General features: G+C 66.9%; 11 protein-coding genes. 3 read left to right on the forward strand and 8 right to left on the reverse strand.

Annotated features, from left to right (window positions below):
- Positions 1-930, reverse strand: a complete 930-nt coding sequence (locus OR16_RS30335) for a LysR family transcriptional regulator (protein ID WP_006162488.1) — start codon at positions 928-930, stop codon at positions 1-3.
- Positions 931-1,054: 124 nt separating this feature from the next.
- Here OR16_RS30335 and OR16_RS30340 point away from each other — a divergent pair, with 124 nt between their 5' ends.
- Both OR16_RS30340 and OR16_RS30345 read left to right on the forward strand, forming a co-directional pair.
- Positions 1,055-1,999 carry a DMT family transporter gene (locus tag OR16_RS30340; protein ID WP_043421786.1) on the forward strand — a complete coding sequence of 315 codons (945 nt, stop codon included), beginning with the start codon at positions 1,055-1,057 and terminating at the stop codon, positions 1,997-1,999.
- Positions 2,000-2,127: 128 nt separating this feature from the next.
- On the forward strand, positions 2,128-2,454 hold the full coding sequence (locus OR16_RS30345; RefSeq protein ID WP_006162490.1) for a thioredoxin family protein: 327 nt from the start codon (positions 2,128-2,130) through the stop codon (positions 2,452-2,454).
- 145 nt (positions 2,455-2,599) lie between these two features.
- On the opposite strand, the gene OR16_RS30350 is transcribed toward OR16_RS30345, so the two are convergent.
- The 7 genes from OR16_RS30350 to OR16_RS30380 all read right to left on the reverse strand — a co-directional run bounded on the left by OR16_RS30350 (position 2,600) and on the right by OR16_RS30380 (position 12,869).
- Positions 2,600-3,802, reverse strand: coding sequence for a ribonucleotide-diphosphate reductase subunit beta (locus OR16_RS30350; RefSeq protein ID WP_006162491.1), 1,203 nt, complete (start codon positions 3,800-3,802; stop codon positions 2,600-2,602).
- A 94-nt stretch (positions 3,803-3,896) separates the two neighbouring features.
- The gene (locus OR16_RS30355; RefSeq protein WP_006162492.1) at positions 3,897-6,839 is read right to left on the reverse strand and encodes a ribonucleoside-diphosphate reductase subunit alpha; all 2,943 of its coding nucleotides are present in this window, start codon (positions 6,837-6,839) and stop codon (positions 3,897-3,899) included.
- 473 nt (positions 6,840-7,312) lie between these two features.
- The gene (gene ampD / locus OR16_RS30360; protein WP_006162493.1) at positions 7,313-7,930 is read right to left on the reverse strand and encodes a 1,6-anhydro-N-acetylmuramyl-L-alanine amidase AmpD; all 618 of its coding nucleotides are present in this window, start codon (positions 7,928-7,930) and stop codon (positions 7,313-7,315) included.
- Entirely contained in the window at positions 7,923-9,608 is a 1,686-nt protein-coding gene (locus OR16_RS30365) for a sigma-54-dependent transcriptional regulator (protein ID WP_006162494.1), read from the reverse strand. Before OR16_RS30365 ends, ampD begins: the two co-directional genes overlap by 8 nt.
- A gap of 84 nt (positions 9,609-9,692) precedes the next feature.
- Positions 9,693-11,651 (reverse strand): sensor histidine kinase, encoded by a 1,959-nt coding sequence (locus tag OR16_RS30370; protein ID WP_006162495.1) that lies wholly within the window; start codon positions 11,649-11,651, stop codon positions 9,693-9,695.
- The gene (locus OR16_RS30375) at positions 11,648-11,929 is read right to left on the reverse strand and encodes a PP0621 family protein (RefSeq protein WP_006162496.1); all 282 of its coding nucleotides are present in this window, start codon (positions 11,927-11,929) and stop codon (positions 11,648-11,650) included. Before OR16_RS30375 ends, OR16_RS30370 begins: the two co-directional genes overlap by 4 nt.
- A gap of 7 nt (positions 11,930-11,936) precedes the next feature.
- Entirely contained in the window at positions 11,937-12,869 is a 933-nt protein-coding gene (locus OR16_RS30380; RefSeq protein ID WP_006162497.1) for a cytochrome C assembly family protein, read from the reverse strand.
- Between the two features lie 103 nt (positions 12,870-12,972).
- Between OR16_RS30380 and ffh the strand changes: the two genes are divergently transcribed.
- A complete protein-coding gene (gene ffh / locus OR16_RS30385; RefSeq protein WP_006162498.1) occupies positions 12,973-14,367 on the forward strand; it encodes a signal recognition particle protein in 1,395 nt (464 codons plus the stop codon).
- Positions 14,368-14,432 lie beyond the last annotated feature (65 nt).

Below are 14,432 nucleotides of genomic sequence, written 5' to 3' on the forward strand. Positions count from 1 at the left end.
TCAACCCGGGCCGGTGGTGTCGCCGATATGCTGGGCCAGGTAATCGATCAGCACCCGCACCTTGGGCGGCAGGAAGCGGTTGGGCGGATACAGCAGCCAAACCGAGCCCACGTAGGCCCGCGCCTGCAGTTCCCAGTCGGCCAGCACCTGCACCAGTTCGCCACTATGCAGTGCGTCGGCCGCGGTGAAGGCCGGCAGGTTCGCGATGCCGAAATCCTGCCGCGCCGCTTCGAGCCGTGCCCCGGCGTGGTTCGCGATATAGCGCCCTCTCACCTCCACCATGTGGGTCTGCCCATCCCGTTGAAAGCGCCAGCGGTTGTCGTCGGTGGTTTCGCCCAGGTACAGGCAATCGTGCTGCGCGAGATCGCGCGGATGCGCCGGCGTGCCGCGTGCGCGCAGGTACGCCGGCGACGCGCACAGCACCCAGCGCACGGCCCCAAGCCGCCGGCCGGCCAGCCCGGGCGGCGGGCGCTCGGTCAGCCGGATCACCAGGTCGAGGTCGTCATCGAGCGGATCGACCTCATGGTCCGTGAACAGCAGTTGCAGGTCGATCTCCGCGTAGGCGCGCAGGAAGCCAGGCACGAGCGGATGGATCACGGTCTTGGCAAACGCGGTTGGCGCGCTCACGCTCACCCGCCCCTGCGGCCGGCCCACCAGATGGCCTGCCGCATCGATCGCGCCCGACGCGGCACTCACCATGTCGCGGCAGTACCGGTACACCTGCGCGCCTGACTCCGTCACGCGCACCTTGCGGGTCGAGCGCTCCAGCAAGCGCGTGGCCAAGGCTTGCTCCAGGCGCTTGATCTGCCGGCTGACCGTGGATGGCGTGCTGCCAAGCTGGCGCGCGGCGACGGAGAAATTGCCCGCGTCGACCACGCGCGCGAACACCGCCATGTCGGGCAGCAAGGCAAAGAGCTCGGTGGGATTCATGGTGGTGGTGGCGTGTGCTGCATTGGATTAATGCATCTGCGACATGGAAGCTTTGCGTTTCGACCCGATTATCAATGACAACGCAAAGCCGCACAATGCATGGCCCATCCCTCGAAGGTTCGCCATGCCAGCCCAAAAACGCCTCCTGTTGCTGTCCGACCTGATGCTGCTAGCGGTCGCCGTGGTGTGGGGCAGCAGCTACGGCGTGGTCAAAAGCGCGCTGGCGTTCTATCCCGTGCTGGGCCTGCTGGCGCTGCGCTTTGGCATCACCTTCCTGCTGCTCTCGCCCATGCTGCCCAGGCTGCGCCAAGCCGACCGCGCCACGCGGCGCGGCGTGCTCGGCACCGGCGTGCTGCTGCTGGGCATCTTCCTGTGCGAGACGTTTGGCGTGCTGCTCACGCGTGCCTCCAACGCCGCCTTCCTGATCAGCCTGTGCGTGGTGCTGACGCCGCTGGTGGAATGGCTGCTGCTCAAGCGCAAGCCCAGCCGCACCGAATGGGTGGCAGTAGCGCTCTCGCTGCTCGGTGCGTGGCTGCTGGCAGGCGACGGCGAGTTCGTCCTGAATCCCGGCGACGGGCTGATCCTGGCCGCCGCGATGCTGCGGGCACTGATGGTGTGCGCAACCAAGCCGGGAAAGGGAAGCACAGCGATGCCGGCGCTGACGGTGACAGCGGTGCAATCCGGCGTGGTGGCGTTCGGCAGCGCGGCCGTGGCGCTGGTCCTGATGCCCGCGCAGTGGCAACCCTTGCCATCGTTCTCCGGCCACGGTGCCTTCTGGGGATGCGTGCTGTACCTGGTGATCGCCTGCACGCTCTTTGCGTTCTTCGCGCAGACCTATGCGATCAAGCGCAGCAGCCCCACCCGCGTGGCCCTGCTGATGGGCAGCGAGCCTGCGTTTGGCGCGTTGTTCGCCAGCTTGTGGCTGGGCGAAAAAATCACGGCCACCGCCTGGACGGGCGGTGGCCTGATTGTCGCGGCGTCACTGCTGGCCACGCTGCACTGGCGCAAGCCCGCTGCCGCCGAGGTGCCGCAAGGCGGCTCGCAAGCTTCGCAGGCCTCGCAGGCGTGACACCTGCCGCGCTACGCCGCGCCAGTAGCTGTTCGCGGCGGCAAGCGCTGGAAAACGCTGGAAAACGCGGACGCATCCGCAGTCATACAATCCGTGCATCCCCATTTGGACAGGCGAGAGGATTCCCTATGACGATGACCGACGTGTACGCAGCACGCGAGCCGGCCCGAGCCGAGATCGACGCCATGAAAGGCCCGGCCGTGATCGAATTCGGCGCGCCCTGGTGCGGCTACTGCATGCGGGCCCAGCCCCACCTGGCCAGCGCCATGGCCAGCCATCCGGAGGTTGCTCACCTCAAGGTCGAGGACGGCAGCGGCAAGCCGCTCGGCCGCTCGTTCCGGGTCAAGCTATGGCCCACGCTGGTGTTCATGCGCGATGGCGTGGAAGTGGCGCGGCTGGTGCGGCCGGACGACGCGCGCGCGATCGGCGAGGCATTGAGGCGGATCGCTGGCTGATGCTGGCTGGCGGCGCTGATCGCTGATCGCTGGTGCATGCAGCGAAAAAAAAAAGCTCCCGAAGGAGCTTTTTCTCTGCGTGTGGCGGCATTCACCGCAACGACCGCACAAACCATCCATCACGTCATCATCGACAAACAACAACTCAATCCCAGGACAACGCCCCACCCGTCTGATACTCGATCACACGCGTCTCGAAGAAGTTACGTTCCTTCTTCAGGTCGATCATCTCGCTCATCCACGGGAACGGGTTTTCTTCGTTCGGGAACAGCTGCTCCAGGCCGATCTGCTGGCAGCGGCGGTTGCAGATGAAGCGCAGATAGCCCTTGAACATCGGCGCATTCAGGCCCAGCACGCCACGCGGCATGGTGTCCTCGGCGTAGCGGTATTCGAGGTCCACGGCCTTCTTGAACAGCGCGGTGATCTCTTCCTTGAACTCGTTGGTCCACAGGTGCGGGTTCTCGAGCTTGATCTGGTTGATCAGGTCGATGCCGAAATTGCAGTGCAGGGACTCGTCGCGCAGGATGTACTGGTACTGCTCGGCGGCGCCGGTCATCTTGTTCTGGCGGCCCATTGCCAGGATCTGCGTGAAGCCGACGTAGAAGAACAGGCCTTCCATGATGCAGGCGAACACGATCAGCGACTTGAGCAGCTTCTGGTCGTTCTCCGGCGTGCCGGTCTTGAAGGCCGGGTCGGTCAGCGTGTCGATGAACGGGATCAGGAACTCGTCCTTGTCGCGGATCGACTGCACTTCGTGGTACGCGTTGAAGATCTCGGCTTCATTGAGGCCGAGCGACTCCACGATGTACTGGTAGGCGTGCGTGTGGATCGCTTCTTCGAAGGCCTGGCGCAGCAGGTACTGGCGGCATTCCGGCGCGGTGATCTGGCGGTAGGTGCCCAGCACGATGTTGTTGGCGGCCAGCGAGTCGGCGGTAACGAAGAAGCCGAGGTTGCGCTTGATTACACGGCGCTCGTCTTCGGTCAGGCCGTTCGGGTCCTTCCACAGCGCGATGTCGCGCGACATGTTGATTTCCTGCGGCATCCAGTGGTTGGCGCAGCCAGCCAGGTACTTTTCCCAGGCCCACTTGTACTTGAACGGCACCAGCTGGTTGACGTCGGTCGAGCCATTGATGACGCGCTTGTCGGCGGCATTCACGCGGCGGTCCGTCGGCGCGTCGGACGCCGGCAGGTTGCCGAGGATACCCGTGCCGGCCGGCTGCGTGGCGGCCGGCGGCAGCACGCCGTGCTGGTCGACAGAGCGTGCGGCAGCAGGCGTGGCGGGGGGATTCGGCGCGGGCTGCGGGGCAGCCTGCGGGGTGGCTTGAACGTCGTCGTCCCAGCTCAGCATGGTGTGGTTCTCCGTGGAATGCTTTGGTTTGCCGCCGTCCTCGCCGCGCGGTCGGCGCGGCGAGGATCAGGGCAGGTAATGACTGACTGGCGGCTTACTGGCAGGCTTCGCACTCGTCGAAACCGGCGTCGCCCGGGCGCATCGTGCAGACCGCGCCTTCGGCTTCCGGCATGGCCGGTGCCGAGGCGGCGGCCTGGTCGATGCCGGCGGCGCTGAAGCCACCTTCGCTACCCGACGACACCGCGTTGAGCGAGCCGCGCGACACGGTGGACTTCTCCACGTGGGTGGCTGCCATCGTGCGCAGGTAGTAGGTGGTCTTCAGGCCGCGCAGCCAGGCCAGCTTGTAGGTGTCGTCCAGCTTCTTGCCCGAGGCGCCGGCCATGTAGATGTTCAGCGACTGGGCCTGGTCGATCCACTTCTGGCGGCGGCTGGCGGCTTCCACCAGCCAGCTCGGCTCGACTTCGAACGCGGTTGCGTAGATGTCGCGCAGGTCTTGCGGGATGCGGTCGATGCGGGCCAGCTTGCCGTCGAAGTACTTCAGGTCGGCGACCATCACTTCATCCCACAGGCCGCGCTCCTTCAGGTCGCGTACCAGGTACTCGTTGACCACCGTGAACTCGCCCGACAGGTTGGACTTGACGTACAGGTTCTGGAAGGTCGGCTCGATGCAGGCCGACACGCCGATGATGTTCGAGATCGTTGCGGTCGGCGCGATCGCGATGCAGTTCGAGTTGCGCATGCCATGCTGCTTGATGCGCGCGCGCAGGCTGTCCCAGTCCATGGCCGAGGAGTGATCCACTTCCAGGTAGCCGCCGCGTTCCTCGGCCAGCAGCTTGAGCGAGTCCTGCGGCAGGATGCCACGATCCCACAGCGAGCCTTCATAGGTGCTGTAGCGGCCGCGTTCCTCGGCCAGTTCGCTGGAGGCGCGGTAGGCGTAGTAGCACACGGCCTCCATCGAGGTGTCGGCGAACTGCACAGCAGCGTCGCTGGCGTACGGCAGGCGCAGCAGGTGCAGGCAGTCCTGGAAGCCCATGATGCCCATGCCGACCGGGCGGTGGCGCAGGTTGGAGCTGCGTGCCTTCTCAACCGCGTAGTAGTTGATGTCGATCACGTTGTCGAGCATGCGCATCGCGGTGCGCACGGTCTTCTCGAGCTTGGCGTGGTCGAGCACCTGGGTGCCGTCGGCCAGCTGCTTCAGGTGGGCGACCAGGTTCACCGAACCCAGGTTGCAAACGGCGATCTCGCTCTCGTTGGTGTTGAGCGTGATTTCCGTGCACAGGTTGGAGCTGTGCACCACGCCCACATGCTGCTGCGGGCTGCGGATGTTGCACGGATCCTTGAAGGTGATCCACGGGTGGCCGGTCTCGAACAGCATGCCCAGCATCTTGCGCCACAGCTGCATGGCGGGGATCTTCTTGAACAGCTTGAGCTCGCCACGGGCGGCCTTGGCTTCGTAGCCCAGGTAGGCTTGTTCGAATGCCTTGCCGACCAGGTCGTGCAGGTCCGGGCAGGTGGCGGGCGAGAACAGGGTCCACTCGCCGGCTTCCATCACGCGCTTCATGAACAGGTCGGGAATCCAGTTCGCCGTGTTCATGTCGTGGGTGCGGCGGCGGTCGTCGCCGGTGTTCTTGCGCAGCTCGAGAAATTCCTCGATGTCCAGGTGCCAGGTTTCCAGGTAGGCGCAGACCGCGCCCTTGCGCTTGCCGCCCTGGTTGACCGCCACGGCGGTGTCGTTCACCACCTTCAGGAACGGCACCACGCCTTGCGACTTGCCGTTGGTGCCCTTGATGTGCGAGCCGAGGGCGCGCACATTGGTCCAGTCGTTGCCGAGACCGCCTGCGAACTTCGACAGCAGCGCGTTTTCCTTCAGCGCTTCGTAGATGCCTTCCAGGTCGTCCGACACGGTGGTCAGGTAGCACGACGACAGCTGCGAGCGGCGGGTGCCCGAGTTGAACAGGGTCGGCGTGGACGACATGAAGTCGAACGACGACAGCAACTGGTAGAACTCGATGGCACGGGCTTCGCGATCCTTCTCGCCCAGCGCCAGGCCCATGGCCACGCGCATGAAGAAGGCCTGCGGCATTTCGATGCGGACTTCGTCGATGTGCAGGAAGTAGCGGTCGTACAGGGTCTGCAGGCCCAGGTAGTTGAACTGGAAGTCGCGCTGGGCGTCCAGTGCCGCGCCGAGGCGGGCCAGGTCATAGGTGGCCAGCTTTTCGTCCAGCAGCTCGGCTTCGATGCCGCGCGCGATGAACTTGGGGAAGTAGTCGGCGTAGCGCGACACCATCTCGGTCTGGGTCACTTCGGCACCCAGGATTTCCTTGCGGATGGTGTGCAGCAGGATACGCGCGGTGACCTGGCTGTAGGCCGGGTCCTTCTCGATCAGGGTACGCGCGGCCAGGATGGCGGAGTCGTAGACCTGGGTCATCGGCACGCCGTCGTACAGGTTCTTCAGCGTTTCCTTGAGGATCGGTTCGGCGCTGACCGCGTCGCCAAGGCCCGAGCAGGCGTTGTCGATCAGGCCATGCAGCGCGCCCAGGTCCAGCACGCGGGCCTCGCCCGCATCGGTCACGTTGAACGTGGCGCCGCCTTCCTGCACGCGGGCCACCGCCTGGGCATTGGCCTGGGCGCGTTCCTGGGTGCGCTTCTCGCGGTACAGCACATAAGAGCGGGCCACTTCATGCTCGCCCGAGCGCATCAGCGCCAGTTCGACATGATCCTGCACGTCTTCGATATGGAAGGTGCCGCCGTTGGGGCGGCTGCGCAGCAGCGCGCGGACCACGTTCTGGGTCACTTGCTCGACCACTTCGCGCACACGCGCCGAAGCGGCGCCCTGCCCGCCGTTGACGGCGAGGAAGGCCTTGGTCACCGCTACCGAGATCTTGCTCGGCTCGAACGCCACAACGGCGCCGTTACGGCGGATGATCTTGTAGTCCTGGTAGCTGCCAGCGGCGGCAGTAGCGGGGCTCGACTGCGCGTTCGCTGCTGCACCGGCGGCGGTTGCGCCGGTGGAAAGTTCGTTCTGGGCTGTCTGCATGAGGAACTCCTGTTCTGACCCGTGTTTTAGCAAAAAGGCTCTGACACGCCGGCCGGTCTTACCCGGGAGGGCGCGCTGCTATTGCTGGATTCTGCTGGGACTCTTGTGATGCGCCGGCCCTTCGGCGGACCGCAGCCATTGCTGCGGCGGTAACTGCACACCTAGGCCGGCTCCCCGAAAGCACCACTAGATCTAGTGGCTGATGCGAAAAACTGGACTAAGTATAGTGAAACGAGGCGGATTCACCAGTCTTGACAAGCGCTTTTTTGGCGCGAATTCCAGTGCTGGCGCGGCATGCGGCGCTGCGCCATACCCGCCAGCCCAAGAGACGCAAGGGAATCCGCCCGACGGTTCGTTACCGCACCATGACGCGAAATTTTTTTGATTGACCTGGCCTCTTCGATAGGCGCGGACTTTATCAGGGTTTTCCCCAAATCCCGGCTATCCCCTAGATCCCGCGCTTGGCCCTTGCCTCAGGGCTGGTCTTTGCGGTAAGGCAACTGCGCGGGAGCCACGCCAGCGGCGGCGGCGAAGGCCGGCCAGTCGAAATATGGCCCCGGATCGGTCTTGCGCCCGGGCGCGATATCGCTATGCCCCGCCACGGCCCGCACCGGATAGGTGCCTAGCAGGGCACGCACCAGCGCAGCGGTGGTGTGGTATTGGGCCAACGTGAACGGCTGGTCGTCGCTGCCTTCGACCTCGATGCCGATGGAAAAATCGTTGCAGCGGGGCCGGCCGAAGAACTCGGACTGTCCCGCGTGCCAGGCGCGGTCCAGGCAGGACACGAACTGGACCAGTTCACCCTCTCTCGTCACCAGGAAATGCGCCGACACCTGCACTAAATAGATCGTCTTGAAAAACGGATGGCGAGACGGGTCAAGGCGGTTCAGGAAGAAGGCTTCGATATCGCCGCTGCCGAACTGGCCGGGCGGCAGGCTGATGTTGTGGATCACCACCAGGTCCACCGGCATGTGATCGGGCCTGGCGTCGAAATTGGGCGACGGCACGTGCCGCGCCGCGGGCACCCAGCCGGCCTGATCGGGGGTGAAGGCCGGGATCGGCGCGAGTTTGCCGTGGTCGCGGTCAGGCATCGCGTTCTCCGTCCGCTGCCAGCAGCCCGTCGCGCAGCGCTTCGCCGGCTTCGGCTGCGCCGTCGGCCGGGTCGTCGCGGCCCTCGCGGATGCCAAGCTGCTGGATGCGGTAGCGCAGTTGGCGAAAACTCAGGCCCAACAGCGGCGCGGCTGCGGTACGGTTGAAGCCGGTCTGCTGCAGCGCCTGCAGGATCAGGTCGCGCTCGAGCGCTTCGAGCCGGCCGGGCAGGTCGATCGGGAATGTCGCGCGGCCGGCGTCTCCGCCCGCCTCCGCGAAACGTGGCGCCAGGGGCGCCGCAAACGGATCCGGCTGCACGCCACCCCGGGATTCGGCCCGCGCGTCATAGGAAACATCCTGCTGACGATCCTGTTGAAACTCTGCCCGCAAGCCGGACGATGCCGGCGCGGCGGCCAGCGGTGCCGTCGACCCGGGGTAGGCCTGCGGCGCGGGCGGGCGCGGCATGGCCGAATAGCCCATGCCCGAATCCGTCTGACCGAGGTCGTCCACCTCGATGGTGTCGCCCTCGGCAAAGGCGTAGGCGCGCTCGAGCAGGTTCTCCAGCTCACGGACGTTGCCCGGGAACGAATAGTCAGACAGCCGCTGCAGCGCGGCCGTCGCCAGCCGCTTGGGACGGGGATCGCCATAGCGCACCGCCAGGTGTTCCAGGATGGCGCCGGCCAGCACCGGGATATCCTCGCGCCGCTCGCGCAGCGTCGGCATGCGCAGCGCCAGCACGTTGAGCCGGTAGAACAAGTCCTGGCGGAACTGGCCGATTGCGGAGAGATCCTTGTGGCTGGCGCACAGCACCCGCACGTCCACGCTCTCCTCGCGGCTCGCGCCGATCTTGCGCACGCGCCGCTCCTGCAGCACGCGCAGCAACTTGACCTGCATCGCCAGCGGCAGGTCAGCCACCTCGTCGAGCAGCAGCGTACCGCCGTTGGCGGCCTGGAAGAAGCCGCCGCGCTCGGCGTCGGCGCCGGTGAAGGCGCCCTTCACGTGGCCGAAAAACTCCGACTCCATCAGGGTCTCCGGGATGGCGCCGCAATTGACCGCGATAAAGGGATGCGCGGCGCGCGCGCTGACCGCGTGGATGGCGCGCGCCGCGCGCTCCTTGCCGCTGCCGGACTCGCCGCTGATGACGATCGGCGCCATGCTGCGCGCCAGCCGCGAGAGCGAGCGGCGCACCTCGTGCATGGCCGGTGAATGGCCGGGGAGCAGGTTGACGGCGCGGTCCACGGTTTCCTGCGCCCCGCTGCCGCCGTCCCCGCCCTCGCCGCTCTCGGCGCCATCACGCTGCTGGCGCCCCAGCGCATTCAGGATCAGGCTGCGCAGCTGGTCCAGCGAGACCGGCTTGGCAATGTAGTCGAAGGCGCCCGCCTTGAGCGCCTCCACGGCGTTGTCCGCGCTGCCGTAGGCGGTGATCACGGCCACCGGGACCCGCTCCGGCGCGCTCGAGAGCTGGCGCACGATATCGATGCCCAGCCCGTCGCCCAGCCGCATGTCGGTCAGCACCAGGCTATAGCGGCGCGCGGCGAGCTGCTGGCGCGCCTCGGCCAGCGAGCCGGCCAGCACGACGTCATGGCCCATGCGGCGGATCGAGATATCGAGCAGTTCTCGCAGGTCGGCCTCGTCGTCGATGACGAGAATCGGGTCGGGGCCTGGCGTCTTGATTGGCATGGGTCTGCGTCTGGCGATCTGGCGAAGTGAAATCGGGGCGGCTAAACGAGAGACTGACCGGGTGGCCGGTCAAACCAGCGCGGCTCAGCCACCCGTGCTGTCCGGCGCTTCGATGCGCAAGGTCAGGACAAAAGCCTTGGCCGGCAGTGTATCGCGTGCGGCGGGCGCCAGCATGCCGGTCTGCGCCAGCAGCGCGTCGATCGAAATCGTGCCGTAGCGCACCTGGGCGTCGTTGGCGCCGCAAAGCTCGCGCGCCATGAACAGCCCGAGGCCCGTGCCCTGGGCGTTGCTGGTAAAGAAGGGTTCGAACAAGGTGCGCTGGTGCTCGCGCGACACCTCGACGCCATCGTTCCAGACAATCAGCTCGGCATGGTGCTGGTCCAGCGCATGGGCGAGCAGGCGGATCGCCCCGGGCAGGCGGCTGCAATAGCGCCAGGCGTTGTCGAGCAGGTTGCCAAGCACCTGCTGCAGTTGCGAGGCATCGAAGATGACCGGGCGCGCCACGTCCACCGTGAGCCGGACGGCATTGGCGTTGATCTCGGCCGGACGCGGCACGCGCCGCGCGCCGACCGGGTCATGGCTGGCGGAGCGGGCGCGCATCTCCAGCCGCCAGCGGCCTACGATCTCCGGCAGCGCCTGGTTCAGGTCCACCGTTGTGCGCTCGGTGCGCGGGCGGCGCGACATCTGCAGCACGTCCGACACCACCTGGTCGAGCCGGCGCACATTGTCGTGGATGATGCGCAGCAGCCGCGCGTCCACATCGCCCTCCGCGCGCCCCGCCTCGCCCGGGCGCGCGGCCCGGCGGCTGGTCTCGGCCAGCAGCTCGCTGGCCTGGCTGATGGCCGCCAGCGGATTGCGGATCTGGTGCGCCACGCTGGCCACCAGGCGGCCCATGGCGGCCAGCTTCTCCTGTTGCACCTGCTCGGCGATACGCTCCCAGCTTTCGATATGGATTAGCACGGTGTCGCGCATCTCGCTGCGCAGCAGGGCCTCGTCCTCCGGGCGCCACGCCATGGCCTCGCTCTGGGCGATGGCCAGGCGCAGCCGGGCCGCCGCCTCGGGTGACAGCTCATTCCAGGTGCCGGTGTTCATGGCGTTCTGGGATGGCCGCGACGGCAGTGGCAGCAATTGCAGGATGCGCGGCGCATCGTCCTTGCTGCGCACCCAGTCGCGCAGCATCTCCATCAGCGGCTGCAGGCGGGGGATCTGGCGCAGGTCGAACAGCGCATCGCGCCCAAAGGCGGGCGAGTCCGCATGCTTGCCCCGTTCGGCGGGCTGCACGCCGAGCAGCACCACCGCGGCCGGGTTGGCCGCCACCACCGCGCCGTTGGCACGCAGCAGCATCACGCCGTCCTGCATGTCGTTGACCATCAGGCGGTTGACCAGCTGCTGCAGGCGCAATTCCTGCTCGCGCGCCAGCGCGAGCCGCTCCTGCGCAAGCTGACGGTTGGCCAGCAGGTACATCAGCGAGGCCGCGATCATGAAGACCAGCCCGTACAGCCCCGAGCCCAGCAAACCCGCGTCGGCCTGGCGCAACAGCAAGGTTTGCGCGAAGGGGCCGCTCATCACCACCAGCGCCGAGGCTGCCGCCGCGAACAGCGCGAACAGCAGGCTGGTAAGCGCGCCGGCCTGCAGCGCGGGCAGCAGGAAGATCATGGCGAGCCCCTCGCCGCGATGGCCCTGGGCGTGAAAGATCAGGCCCAGCAAGACCAGGTCGGCCAGCACCTGGAAGCGCACCCGCAGGTGAAAGCCGCGGCGCCACCAGAGTGTCGCGGCCACCATCGCCAGCGCCACCACGGCATAGGGCACGGCTAGCGGCAACGCGCCCAGCCCGCTGCTCAGTACCTGCCCGGCCCGCTCGGCCTCGGCGCGCTGGGCGGGCAGCCAGGCGTAGCCCAGCAGCAACACGGCCACCGCCACCCGGGTTCCGCAAAAATAGCGCAGCAAGCGCCAGTGGAATTCGGGCGGCTCGGGCTGGCGCCACATCGCCGCGAGGGCGCGCCAGGCATTCAGGCGGGACCAGAACGAGGCGGGCCCGTTCATGCGGCAGGGCTGTCCGGATCGCTATCGGCCGGCAGGTGGGCGCGCCGGCAGTAGTAGAGGCCGCGGTAGGCGATGGCTTCGCCCTGCGGCAGGTGCACGGCGCAGCGCGCGCATTGCACCATGGGTTCCTGCGGGGGGGCGGGCTGGTTGCGGACTGTCGAGCCTTGCGCGGGACCGTGCCGGGCGGCGCGGTCCTCCCGAAAGCGCGCCTGGGCGCGCTGGCGAAGCCACCAGAAACAGCCCAGCACTACCGCCAGGACCAGGAAGATGCGTGCCATGCCGGTCTCAGATTCGGTGCAGTATGACTTCGATGACAAAGCGGCTGCCGACATAGGCCAGCAGCAGGATGCCGAAAGACGCAATCACCCAGCGCAGCGCGGTGCGCCCGCGCCAGCCGTAGAAGGTGCGCCCGGCCAGGATGCCCGCGAACATCGCCCATGACAGCAGCGCGAACACGGTCTTGTGGTCCAGCCGGAAGGCCCGGCCGAACAGTTGCTCGGAGAACAGCAGGCCCGACAGGATCGTCAGCGTCAGCAACACAAAGCCAGCGCCGATCAGGCGGAACAGCAGTTTCTCCAGCGTCAGCAGCGGCGGCAGCAGGTCGAGCCAGCGGCCCACCCACTGGGCTGGCTCGCTGGCCGTGCCCGCCTGGGGCGAACGATTGAAGCCGTGCAGGCGGCGCTCGGCCAGCAGCATCAGGAAGGCATGGAAGGCGGCCAGCGTGAACAGGCCATAGGCCACGTTGGCAATGATGAAGTGCAGCTTGAACAGCGGCCGTGCCGCGTAGCCCAGGATCTGCGCCCCCGGAAACGCCAGCGGCATCAGGCTCGCGAGCATCGCCACCGGAACCACGATCAGCCCGAGGCCGGCCAGCGAGAAGAAGAAGCTCTCGATCCAGTAGATGCCCACGCCCAGCCAAAGCATGGCCGACAGGGCAAAGGCAAAGCCGAACACCATGCGGTCGGCCGGGAAGATGGTCTCGTGCAGCAGCAGGCCGTGGCTGGCCACGGCGGCCAGCATCAGCGCGTGCCACCACGCCGGGCGGCCCTCGCCGCGCCCGCCAGCCCCCCCGCCGCCGTGCAGCAGCGCGGTGGTCGCCGCGCCCCCAATGGCACCGCCGGTGCCGGCAGCCGATAGCTGCGGGTTGCGCGTCGCCCAGCCGTGATAGGCCAGGCCGCAATAGAGAAGTGCCGTCAAGGCATACAGTACAATGGCCATTTGCACAGTTTACCTTAGCGCCCCGTCCCGGTGGCGCCCCGCTTGAGCCGGGCCAAGGGCCAGCCTCAAGCCTCGATCAAGCTCTATCCCCCGGACTTCTGCCATGCTGGACAATCTCACTCAACGCCTGGCGCGGGTCGTCAAGACCATGCGCGGCGAGGCTCGCCTGACCGAAGCCAATACCGCCGAAATGCTGCGCGAAGTGCGCCTGGCCATGCTGGAGGCCGACGTCGCCTTGCCCGTGGTGCGGGAATTCATCGCCCGCGTGAAGGAAAAGGCACTGGGCGAGGACGTGGTGTCCAGCCTGACGCCGGGCCAGGCGCTGGTGGGCGTGGTGCAGCGCGAGCTGACCGCCGTCATCGGCGGCGAGGAAAGCCTGTCCGCCGACAACAAGAGCGGCGAGCTGAACCTGGCGGTGCAGCCACCCGCGATCATCCTGATGGCCGGCCTGCAGGGCGCCGGCAAGACCACCACCGTCGGCAAGCTGGCCAAGTGGCTGAAAGAAAACAAGAAGAAGAAGGTGCTGACGGTATCGTGCGACGTCTACCGTCCCGCCGCTATCGCCCAGCTCAAGACCGTCTCCGAGCAGGTCGGCGCCGATTTCTTCCCCTCCGAGCCCGACCAGAAGCCGGTGGATATCGCGCGCGCGGCGGTGGACTGGGCCCGCAAGCACTATCACGACGTGCTGATCGTCGATACGGCGGGCCGCCTGGGTATCGACGAAGCCATGATGCAGGAGATCGCCGCGCTGCACGCCGAGATCAAGCCGGTCGAAACCCTGTTCGTGGTCGACGCCATGCTGGGCCAGGACGCGGTCAACACCGCGCGCGCCTTCAATGACGCCCTGCCCCTGACCGGCGTGGTGCTGACCAAGCTGGACGGCGATGCGCGCGGCGGTGCCGCGCTGTCGGTGCGCCACATCACCGGCCGCCCGATCAAGTTCGTCGGCGTCGGCGAAAAGCTGGACGGCCTCGAGCCCTTCTACCCCGACCGCATGGCCCAGCGCATCCTGGGCATGGGCGACATCCTCGCGCTGGTCGAGGAAGCCCAGCGCGGCGTGGACATGGAAGCCGCCGAGAAGCTGGCCAAGAAGATCAAGAAAACCGGCGACTTCGACCTTGAGGACTTCAAGGCGCAGATCGGCCAGATGAAGAAGATGGGTGGCCTGGGCAGCCTGGTCGACAAGCTGCCGGCGCAGTTCGCCCAGCAAGCGCAGGGCGCCAATATGGACGTGGCCGAGAAGCAGGTGCGCCGCATGGAAGGCATCATCAACAGCATGACCGCCGCCGAGCGCGCCAAGCCCGACCTGATCAAGGCCAGCCGCAAGCGCCGCATCGCCACCGGCGCCGGCGTGCCGGTGCAGGAAGTCAACCGCCTGCTCAACCAGTTCGACCAGATGCAGAGCATGATGAAAAAGCTCAAGGGCGGCGGCATGATGAAGATGATGCGCTCGATGGGCGCGATGAAGGGCGGCATGAAGGGACTCTTCAACCGCTAAGCCATCCGGCAAGGCGGTGCCCACTCCCCGGGCGCCGCGCCACCCGCAAAAGACAAAGACTGAGA

This window comes from Cupriavidus basilensis OR16 (assembly GCF_000243095.1).
Taxonomy (GTDB): Bacteria; Pseudomonadota; Gammaproteobacteria; order Burkholderiales; family Burkholderiaceae; genus Cupriavidus; species Cupriavidus basilensis_D.

What these genes read in the sequence shown, in the direction of transcription:
- OR16_RS30365 (WP_006162494.1), bottom strand. Translation starts at nt 9,608, where the DNA reads ATGCCAATCAAGACGCCAGGCCCCGACCCGATTCTCGTCATCGACGAC.
- OR16_RS30335 (WP_006162488.1), bottom strand. Translation starts at nt 930, where the DNA reads ATGAATCCCACCGAGCTCTTTGCCTTGCTGCCCGACATGGCGGTGTTC.
- OR16_RS30380 (WP_006162497.1), bottom strand. Translation starts at nt 12,869, where the DNA reads ATGGCCATTGTACTGTATGCCTTGACGGCACTTCTCTATTGCGGCCTG.
- OR16_RS30355 (WP_006162492.1), bottom strand. Translation starts at nt 6,839, where the DNA reads ATGCAGACAGCCCAGAACGAACTTTCCACCGGCGCAACCGCCGCCGGT.
- OR16_RS30345 (WP_006162490.1), top strand. Translation starts at nt 2,128, where the DNA reads ATGACGATGACCGACGTGTACGCAGCACGCGAGCCGGCCCGAGCCGAG.
- OR16_RS30340 (WP_043421786.1), top strand. Translation starts at nt 1,055, where the DNA reads ATGCCAGCCCAAAAACGCCTCCTGTTGCTGTCCGACCTGATGCTGCTA.
- OR16_RS30350 (WP_006162491.1), bottom strand. Translation starts at nt 3,802, where the DNA reads ATGCTGAGCTGGGACGACGACGTTCAAGCCACCCCGCAGGCTGCCCCG.
- OR16_RS30375 (WP_006162496.1), bottom strand. Translation starts at nt 11,929, where the DNA reads ATGGCACGCATCTTCCTGGTCCTGGCGGTAGTGCTGGGCTGTTTCTGG.
- ampD (WP_006162493.1), bottom strand. Translation starts at nt 7,930, where the DNA reads ATGCCTGACCGCGACCACGGCAAACTCGCGCCGATCCCGGCCTTCACC.
- OR16_RS30370 (WP_006162495.1), bottom strand. Translation starts at nt 11,651, where the DNA reads ATGAACGGGCCCGCCTCGTTCTGGTCCCGCCTGAATGCCTGGCGCGCC.
- ffh (WP_006162498.1), top strand. Translation starts at nt 12,973, where the DNA reads ATGCTGGACAATCTCACTCAACGCCTGGCGCGGGTCGTCAAGACCATG.